Origin of the sequence: Pseudomonas sp. NPDC090755, assembly GCF_044769005.1 — a bacterium.
Lineage (GTDB): Bacteria > Pseudomonadota > Gammaproteobacteria > Pseudomonadales > Pseudomonadaceae > Aquipseudomonas.
This window is the reverse complement of record NZ_JBIVXC010000032.1, coordinates 21,366-30,014: the sequence shown is the minus strand read 5'-3', so window position 1 is coordinate 30,014 and position 8,649 is coordinate 21,366. Positions and strand designations below refer to the sequence as shown.

Genomic DNA, 8,649 nt, shown 5'->3' with positions numbered 1-8,649 from the left:
TGCAGTCGACATTGAAGAGGCCACGGACGCCGAGAAGGCCGAACTGGTCCTGTGGAAGAAGTACCGCGTGGCGCTCAATCGGGTCCAGGATCAGCTAGGCTACCCGGACACCATCAGTTGGCCGGCCATGCCCGGTTAACGTCGCTGCAAGCCGACCACACCCGCCCTGAGCGGGTTTATTTTTGCCTGGAGAAACGCATGCCTCTCACTGAGCAGCAGTTGCTGCAGATCCTCCCCAACGCCCGCCAAGCCGCGGGCATTTTTTTGCCTGCACTGAACCGAGCCATGGCGCGCTACAAGATCGACATCCGGGTGCGCCAGGCGGCGTTTCTAGCCCAGGTCGGGCATGAGTCGGGCCACCTGCGGAATCTGGTCGAGAACCTGAACTATGGCGCTGAAGGTCTGGCCGCCACTTGGCCCGGCCGCTACCGCGGTGCCGATGGGAAGCCGAACGCGAAGGCAAGAAGCCTGGCGCGCAAGCCGGAGGCGATCGCCAACGATGCGTATGCCGGCCGTAACGGTAACGTTCACCCGGGTGACGGCTGGTGCTTTCGCGGGCGCGGCCTACTGCAGGTCACCGGCCGGGCCAACTATGCCGCCGCCAGCGGGGGCTTGGGCTTGCCGCTGGAAGATGAGCCGCAGCTGCTCGAGCAGCCGGAGCATGCCGCCATGTCCGCCACTTGGTGGTGGGCGAAGCACGGTCTGAACGAACTGGCCGACGCCGGCCGCTTCCAGGACATCGGCAGCATCATCAATACCGGCAAGCCGGGTCGGGTGCCGCACGGGGCCGCTGAGCGAAAGGTGATGTATGACCTGGCGCTGAAGGTGCTGGCGTGATCAGTCAATCGGTGGGTTTCAGGGCGATCCTGATGATTGCCTTAGGGCTTTCCCTGATGGCTGCAGGCACCTGGATGGCTTGGGAGTGGCAGACCAATCATTATCGCGCTGAACTGGCCAGCCAAGCCGAGGCCTATCAGCGCGAGTGCGAAGCTGCAGCCCGGGCTGTGGTCGATTGGCAGGAAGCGGAGAAGGGCAGGCGGCAGACCTTGGAAGTCAGGCTGCGAACGGTAGACGAAGCTCATTTCAAGGAGTTTAGTGATGCGCAAAGAAATATTTCGCGCCTGCGCGATCTCCTGGCCATTGCTGGTCTCCGGCTGTCAGTCCTACTCGCCAGCCCGGCCCCAGGTAATGACAGTCGGTTGCCAGCCGCCACCGGCGCCAGCAGCGTGGTTCATGGAGCATCGCGAGGTGAACTTGATCCAACGGTTGCTCGACGAGTTCTCGCCATTGCCGGAGACGGTGATCAAGGACTGATTGCGCTGCAGGCCTGCCAGGCGTACGTTCGTGAGATCATTTCGAGACCGTGAGGCGGGAAATGGATTTGCAGGCCAAGATCGAAGCCGGTGAGCCCCTGATGCAGCAGGTCGTTGAGGCAATACGTAGGTACCACATAGCAAAGAAGGCCTCGATGCCTCCTGAAGAGATCGAGCGCCTTCGAGTAGAGGTCGTGTCACTGATGCAGGCTGTGCAGGAATACCAGTTCCGGGTGCTGGGCGGGCCGACTCACTCGCTTCAATGAAACCACAAGTGTCACTCATTTTTTTCGGCTGGCGAATTTTCTATAAAGTCTAAACGTATTTTTTGACTAAATACGTCGATTGAGTTTAATAGAAATTCAATCTTATCCCCGCGATTGTAGTCTCTCTCAATATAGTCTTTTGGTAGCTGGTTTGGGTGTACAAAAACAGTCATGCCTAAATGCATTTTTACTATTAGTCCTCGTTGAACATATTTCACTACTTCGCATGTATACCGTTCGCCTGGTGTATATTGTAACTCTGCTTCTTGCCAGATGGACGGTAAAGCGTTCTTCTTGAACATTTGCAAACTTGGCTCCATTTCTGAAACGGAAGCCAGCTTGGCAAGGCTGCTATTCTCTAGGTAGCTAGAAGTGCTGGCAATTAAAGATTCATATTGTTTCCTGATATAGTTGTAGAAATCCATGGCGTTCTGGTAGGCGGTTCGCTGGTTGTACTGTTCGTCCAGCGATTTTATTCGTTCAGCGATTTCTCTAGCTGTCTTTTCCTCAGTGTACAATGTGTCTTCGGCAAGCGCTGCGAGGTAGCTTACATTGGTCAGCAAGTCCAAGTGCACAAAACCGGCTGGTGCAAGTTTAATCAAGTTGTCATCCGTAATTTCTGAAATAGTAAAATCCTCAGAAACAACGCAGTGTCCTGCGAGCAAGAACTCCAAGTCCCTGATTATTACATCGGATTCTACGCCTAGTGGGATTAGCTCTGCTTTTAATTCAATTACTGGAAAGTAGCCTTGGACGCCTGATGGTCCAATGTTGTGAAACTTTTGTTTTAGCCATCTCAAAATCATCAGTCGAGAAAAATAGTTTCCTTTTTTTCCAAAGGATAATGTCGTGAACAGGTTTTTGATGTGCGAATGATCACCGTCGTAGTATCTACGGTTCATTCGAAGTAGCACCCGAGATACTATGTGCAAGGGCAGGGTGTGCATCCCTTGGGACTGTCGTATCTTGAATATTTCGTCTTCTGCAATATGCCCGCTGGTGCAAAATTCAAGAAATATTTCCAATGCTCTTCTGATGTTTCGAGCCGAGAGCCCAACAATTATGCGGCGTACATATTTGTCATTTTCGAAAATCGACTTCAATATGCACGTCAAATAATATGATGTGTCATTCTTGCTGTACTCAACTGTATAGCCATTAGGCAGTTCATAGGTCAGCATATTTTGGCCGCCATTTCCATCCAGTGCCCTTAAAGCAAGTTGTACGCGCTTCGCTAAGACACTTTGAAATAACGGTGGTTCTATTCGAAACACCAAATCTTTCAGAGCGGTATCCAGCGGCGGGTGATCTCGATGATTGTCATATGTTTCCTCCCTTAGCGGGAGTATTACAAGTGAACGAAATTCTTTCTGTAGCCATTGAGCTGCTTGGAACATCAATAGCTGTTCATCCAGTGTGCGTTTGTCACAGTTGTCAAGAACGATTATTAGTAGTTTCCCTCTCTCAGTAGTGCAAAACCTTGTGTAAGCCAGTGCAGAAAGATGTGGGTCTGATTCCAGCTCTTCAATTTTTTCGCCCAGCTTAATGTTGTACTCAGGAGTTCCCTCATACAGCGGTTTGTATATCTTCTCAAAACGATTTAGCTCAACCGAGTAGACCTTTTTGATGCCCTCTAATGTATCAAAATCATATTGAGGGGTGTTTGCCTTGCACCCCTCAATTATCTCGCGCCTAAGCCATCCATAAATTTCATCGGGCGATACGGGAGATTCATTCATGTTAATGCGAATCCACGCGGTTCTGTCAATGACGTCAGCCGGTAGAGCAACTTCTTTAAGGTAGTCGATAAATGTTGTTTTACCTGACCCTACGCTACCTACAAGAAGTATAACTTTCCGCTCGAGAAATTTACTTTGTTTGGCGAGCACGGCAACCAGCTCTCGTGGCGCTGAAGTATCTTCGATTGTAGTGGCGTTGATTTCGCTTGGGGGTTTTGCAGCTCTAATTAATCGATCAATAGGTTCAATAAATCTTTCGCGTCTTTTCGATGGGATGTAACCGTTCTTTGCAATAAATTTTCTATCTTCAATTGTTGCTGGGTTGAAGATGTGGCCCAAGTCAGAAGCGATATTTGCCCCGAAAGAATTGTGTCCTATTTCCTCATCTTGAACTGCCCTTCCGCCGACTAATCTCCGTGGTTTAGAAAGGTATCCTGGGGAAAGTTCTTGGTTGAACTTGTCCACTAAAGCTTCTAGCGGATTTCTGGAAAATTCTTTGAATAAATCATGGTATTTTTGAGATGAGGCGGATAGCTCTGTAATGTCCATAACTAGTTGCGGATTAATATTGTCGCTTGATCCAGCCAGAAGTTTTATTCCGTTTGTCGCAATTACTTTCCTGACCGGATTAATTCCTGTCGGGAAGTAGGCATTTAATTCATTGGCGTAAAGTCTAGCTTCTCTGAATGCTTCTTCCACATCAGGGTCGTCAGGCTTTTTTGCCTCTATTACGAGTAGAGGGAATCCACCAATAACCACCATATAATCGGGGTAATAAATTTTCTTCTTTGTGAGCTTGTCGATAGAGAGCTTTCTAATATCTCCCTTGGTTATAATCTCGGCGGTCTGAAATTGAAGCCCGACGTCATTGGAGGCTACGAGAAGTGGATAAATTATTTTTTGCTCTACGTCACTCTCTGTAACAATTTCACCTTCCGATGGTAATTCAAATTTTGTCGCCATCCTTTCAGTCCTTTAAATAACGAGTTTAATCATTGAGCCGTCGTAGGAGGCTTGCCAGATGAAGCTATATGATTGCTTTCCGTACCGAGCTTTTCTGTCCATAGAATAGGCCATTGGAACAATTGCAAGAAGCCCATTTGTAGCTCGATTTCGACGCGGGTTGAGGCGTCCCGCGCACAGGGTTAAAGAGCCGTTTAGGGGCAGCAGCACTCGGACTTATCTACCTAGACAACCCAGCCCGACCCTCAATTTTGTTTGAGCTGACTAACCGCTATTGGTTGATGCTAGTCAAATGCTGATGCCGTTGCTGGCTAGCCTGGTATGACGAACTGCAGCGGGAAGGGAGATTGTGCTCGCTCGACATAGCGCCGGAGGAGGGGAATTCGATTCCAAAACTGAAGCAGTGACCCTTACAGTATGCGGCCTGTAGCCGTGCCGATTTAGCGTTGTTTTGGAACCGATTCAGCCCTTGACGCCGTTTAAAATGGGCATTTATGGTACGGTCTTGAAATCCGTTGACCAACCTGGGAAACCGAGGGTGGCTGGAGCATCGGATGGTGGCGCAAGAGCCCAAAAATCACTTCCGCAACTAGACATGCATCCCTTGATTTACAAGGGCTGCACGGGATATAAATTCATCCCATTGCGGAATCGAATTGTCTGTAACCCATTGAAAATAAAGAATTTACAATGCGGATTGCAAATCCGTCTACGCCGGTTCGATTCCGACCTCGGCCTCCATTATTGAAAGCCCCGCAGATCAAGGTCTGCGGGGTTTTTCGTTTGGGCTCCAGAAAGCCGGTCACTTCACCTTTATGACGTCGTCAGGCTTCCAGGTCTGGTCATAGAAGGCGTCCTCGCTGCCGTACAGGCGCAGGGCGACGAGGAAATTGCGGCCAGGGAGGGTCTGGATGAATGCGGCGTCGGCGACATCCGTTGGTTTTTCCGGGCCAAACCATATTTCGATGGCGCCATCGGACTGCTTGGGAATGTCGTAGTAGCTGTTGGTGGAGGGCAGCAGCTGTTTGGTCTCGGGCATGGTGCCGTCGGTGATGTTGTAGGCGGTCACTGCCCAGAACAGCGCGGCCGGCGGGTTGGGTGGCAGGCGCAACTTGTAGGTGGCGCCGCCTTCGAGGAACTTGCCGTCCTTGTCGCGTCCGGTGAATGGATATTTGGAGCCGGCGCCAGTGGTGTGCATGACCATGGCCGGAGCGGAGGAATAGGCAAACTGGAAGAAGTTGGCCCGCTGGTTCACATCCAGGTAGCTTTCCTGCATCCAGTCGTTGGTACCGCCGGCCCAGGTGTTCTCGTACTGGCGGTCCTTGTAGTAGAGGTTGCGCTTGTCGTCGCGCCCCAGCTGGCGGTTGGCGAGGATCATCTTCGGTGCGGTCTCCACCGCCTTCTTCAGCAATTCCTGTTGCTTCTGATTCGGCTCGAAGGCTTGCCCCTTGACGATGCCGATGGACGCCAGCACACCACGCAATTCCGGATCGATCGCCTCAACCGGCTCGTAATCGACGAACGCTTTGAGCTTGGTCCAAAAGTTGTTATCGACGGGGTACATCATATTCAGCGCCTTGCCGCTGGCATCGGGGAATTCCATCGGCTTGACGTCTTTCTCGGTCGCCCAGAGCGGATAGACACGGGTCGTCTCGGCATTCTTCACTGCCGGTGCCGGGTCGGGCTTGCCTTCCCCTTTGGCCATGACAGTGCGGAAGAACAGGAACACGTTGTAGGTACGCGACTTGACCGCGAAGTAACCGCTTGGCACCGGACCGTTGTAGTCCGGTGGCAGCAACAGATACAGGCCGCCACGGGCACGATCGGGACCGATGGCGCCAACGTCGGTGAGCGTGCGCTGGAAGAAGTCGGTGAACATGCCGATCACGTTGGCGGGCGCCTTCACTACCAGCGGGCCGGTCTGCTTCAGGTCGAGGTAGCTCATGGAGTAGATCACGTCGGCGTTTGGCGTGGGCACCATGGTCCGCGAGTCCATGCGCTGCTTCCAGATCGGCAGCACGTTGTAGCCGGCACCGAAAGCCTTCTCCGACCCATCCTTCATGCCAATGGTGTTGAGCGCCGGCAGCATGGTCATGTAGGCGAACACCGCACGCTGGTAGTACAGCTCGTCACGCAGTGCTTCGGCCTCCTTCGGGTCCAGCCAGTTGCCGTTGTTGAGCTGCTTGATCAGCGGCGAGGCGGGTGCCTGATCCGCCGCTTGGGCCACGCAGATGCCGAGCGACAGGCAGAGGATCGAAGCGGAAAGCGTTTTCAGCGCGAAAGCCATAATCGACGTCCTTGCATTCATGGGGAGAGTTGAGCGGAGTCGAGACTGCGAACTTCTGGGTAACCTTGTCTCACACTCAGTATTCCGTGCTCCGAAAAGAGAACGATTGGAGTCTAGACACGGCTATTGGAACCGCAATTAGTTGGCTGCCGTGTGATCGCGAATCGAGATATCGGGAGCTTGCATCGATGCCTGCTTCTGACTGATAGCGGCCAAACACAGGGTGGACAGGTGTGCCAGGAACCTTCACTTCGAAGTACGCTGGCGCATAGGTGCTGATGATCGGTGATCACGCCTTCGTTGATGGCGTAGAATTGGCGTCTGATCTACAAGGACGTTCGGCATGAAATTCTTCAAAGCGCTTGACCAGGCGGCCAAGCGTTTCGGTAATCGGTTTTCCAACCTGCAGCTACGTCTATTTGCAGTGGCGATGGCGCTGAGTCATCTGCTTATAGCCTGGGCAATCCCGTCCTACAGATCACCCTACCTCTTTATCTTCGCTATGGTCCTGTTCATCAGCACGATCCCCCGTCGCTGCCCTCGCCGAAGATGAGTCAGTAGCTGTTGTGCGGCTACTTCCTGCGCGACCCGCTGCGGGGTGGTTGGAACGGGAGTTGCTTTGTCCCTGAAACACTGACCATGCGGGGTACGCAGACATGTTCCAGGATGACTTCCATTTCTTGAGCTTCGTCGTGACGGCTGTGCTGACTGTGGATGCGGTGGCCATTTTTGTGTTCCTTCACGCCAGCGTCTGATCCCCTGTCCTGGGTGCGGCCACACCCTTAGTTGGGGCCACCGGCATGGTGGCAATTTCTTTTGGGATGGGGTATTACGGGTGACCGGCATGGGGCCGGGATCAGGAGGTCGTTGTGAGCTTGAATCAAGCGCAAGTCGATGCGGTAGAACACCTTCTAATGGCTTTCCTGAAGCACTCCGAGAATGCCCAGATTGTCGCAAAAGTCTACGAGGACGCGTACGCCTCGATCATGGGCAGCGAGGGCCCGGCCGGCATCGAGGAAAAGGAGGCTGCACTTGAGCATTTGAACAACCTTCGGTTGCAGCTTAAGTAATCAGCTTTCCTGGCAGTTGCGCAGCGCCTCGCGCTCCCGCAATTGCCCAAGCCTTCGCACGCTTCTACAGTCGCGTCTCCTCCCTCACTACTAAGGAATGGTGTGATGCCGAGCCCGGTATTTGTTGAAAGAAAGGTGCTTTTCGGGGACTGTGATCCTGAGGGGGTCGTGTATACGCCCAGGTTTTCATATTTCGTATTGGAGGCCGTTCAGGAGGCGCTGGGTGTCTGGCTGGAAGGTCCGGGACTGCGAACCCTTATGGGTTTCAAGATTCTGCCTCCTGCAAGAGCATTCTCCCTGGAGTTCTTGCATCCGGTCACATGGGACGACGTGCTGACCCTTAAAGTGAGTGTGTCGAATGTGGGGGAGCATTCGTTCTCGTTTTCAGTCGAGGGACGTATCGCCTCAGGTGTGTTGGCATTTGTCGCGAGCCTGACGCAGGTTTGCGTCTCCCCGGATACGCGAGAGGTCGTGGCGGTTCCCCAACAGCTCAGGGCGCGCCTGCAGTGAAGAGGCTGTACCGCGCCGGCTAACCGGGCAAGCTCATGTGCAACAACGGGAATGGCCGGCCTTCGCCGTCCAGGGCAGAGCGACCTGTTTGAACAAACCCGTAATGCAGATAGAACCCTACTGCCTGGGGATTTTGCTCGTTTACATCAACGCTCATCGCGTTGCGCGAGTTGCGGGCGTAATCCAGCAGCGCTCGGCCAATGCCTTGCCCATGGCGATCCGGATCGACAAAGAGCATTTCCACATGGCTTTGATCGAGCCCGATGAAGCCTAGCGGGCAGTCTTCGATATCGACCGCGACCCACAGTTCGACAGCGGGCAAGTAAATATCGCGTAGCTGAGGAAGCAGTGCCTGTATATCGGACGCCTGCAGGAAATGGTGAGTTGCGCGAACGGCGCGCAGCCAGATGTTGAGCAGCAGCGGATGGTCTGCGGCATTAGCCTGACGAATGATCATGAAATCATCCTAGTTCACTTTATGTCGCAATAGAGGGGCTTCAG

At 53.1% G+C, this 8,649-nt stretch carries 10 protein-coding genes; 7 read left to right on the top strand and 3 right to left on the bottom strand.

From position 1 onward, the window contains the following. Positions 1-10: 10 nt before the first annotated feature. The 4 genes from ACIQUS_RS26190 to ACIQUS_RS26175 are packed head-to-tail and all read left to right on the top strand — an operon-like array spanning position 11 to position 1,579. Positions 11-139 carry a tail fiber assembly protein gene (locus ACIQUS_RS26190; protein ID WP_403053773.1) on the top strand — a complete coding sequence of 43 codons (129 nt, stop codon included), beginning with the start codon at positions 11-13 and terminating at the stop codon, positions 137-139. Between the two features lie 59 nt (positions 140-198). After that, positions 199-837 carry a glycoside hydrolase family 19 protein gene (locus ACIQUS_RS26185; protein WP_403053767.1) on the top strand — a complete coding sequence of 213 codons (639 nt, stop codon included), beginning with the start codon at positions 199-201 and terminating at the stop codon, positions 835-837. 32 nt (positions 838-869) lie between these two features. Beyond that, the gene (locus ACIQUS_RS26180) at positions 870-1,367 is read left to right on the top strand and encodes a lysis protein (protein WP_403053770.1); all 498 of its coding nucleotides are present in this window, start codon (positions 870-872) and stop codon (positions 1,365-1,367) included. 8 nt (positions 1,368-1,375) lie between these two features. Beyond that, positions 1,376-1,579, top strand: a complete 204-nt coding sequence (locus ACIQUS_RS26175; RefSeq protein ID WP_403053764.1) for a hypothetical protein — start codon at positions 1,376-1,378, stop codon at positions 1,577-1,579. An 11-nt stretch (positions 1,580-1,590) separates the two neighbouring features. On the opposite strand, the gene ACIQUS_RS26170 is transcribed toward ACIQUS_RS26175, so the two are convergent. Both ACIQUS_RS26170 and ACIQUS_RS26165 read right to left on the bottom strand, forming a co-directional pair. Further along, positions 1,591-4,281, bottom strand: coding sequence for a type I restriction endonuclease (locus ACIQUS_RS26170; RefSeq protein ID WP_403053761.1), 2,691 nt, complete (start codon positions 4,279-4,281; stop codon positions 1,591-1,593). Positions 4,282-5,083: 802 nt separating this feature from the next. Next, the gene (locus ACIQUS_RS26165) at positions 5,084-6,568 is read right to left on the bottom strand and encodes a DUF1254 domain-containing protein (protein WP_403053758.1); all 1,485 of its coding nucleotides are present in this window, start codon (positions 6,566-6,568) and stop codon (positions 5,084-5,086) included. Positions 6,569-6,911: 343 nt separating this feature from the next. Between ACIQUS_RS26165 and ACIQUS_RS26160 the strand changes: the two genes are divergently transcribed. From ACIQUS_RS26160 to ACIQUS_RS26150, 3 genes are all read left to right on the top strand, one after another. Then, entirely contained in the window at positions 6,912-7,121 is a 210-nt protein-coding gene (locus ACIQUS_RS26160; protein WP_403053755.1) for a hypothetical protein, read from the top strand. A 316-nt stretch (positions 7,122-7,437) separates the two neighbouring features. Further along, positions 7,438-7,638 (top strand): hypothetical protein, encoded by a 201-nt coding sequence (locus ACIQUS_RS26155; protein ID WP_403053753.1) that lies wholly within the window; start codon positions 7,438-7,440, stop codon positions 7,636-7,638. A 105-nt stretch (positions 7,639-7,743) separates the two neighbouring features. Next, positions 7,744-8,148 (top strand): acyl-CoA thioesterase, encoded by a 405-nt coding sequence (locus ACIQUS_RS26150; protein ID WP_403053750.1) that lies wholly within the window; start codon positions 7,744-7,746, stop codon positions 8,146-8,148. Positions 8,149-8,167: 19 nt separating this feature from the next. Here ACIQUS_RS26150 and ACIQUS_RS26145 read toward each other — a convergent pair whose 3' ends face one another. After that, the gene (locus tag ACIQUS_RS26145; RefSeq protein ID WP_403053747.1) at positions 8,168-8,605 is read right to left on the bottom strand and encodes an acetyltransferase; all 438 of its coding nucleotides are present in this window, start codon (positions 8,603-8,605) and stop codon (positions 8,168-8,170) included. Positions 8,606-8,649: the final 44 nt, after the last annotated feature.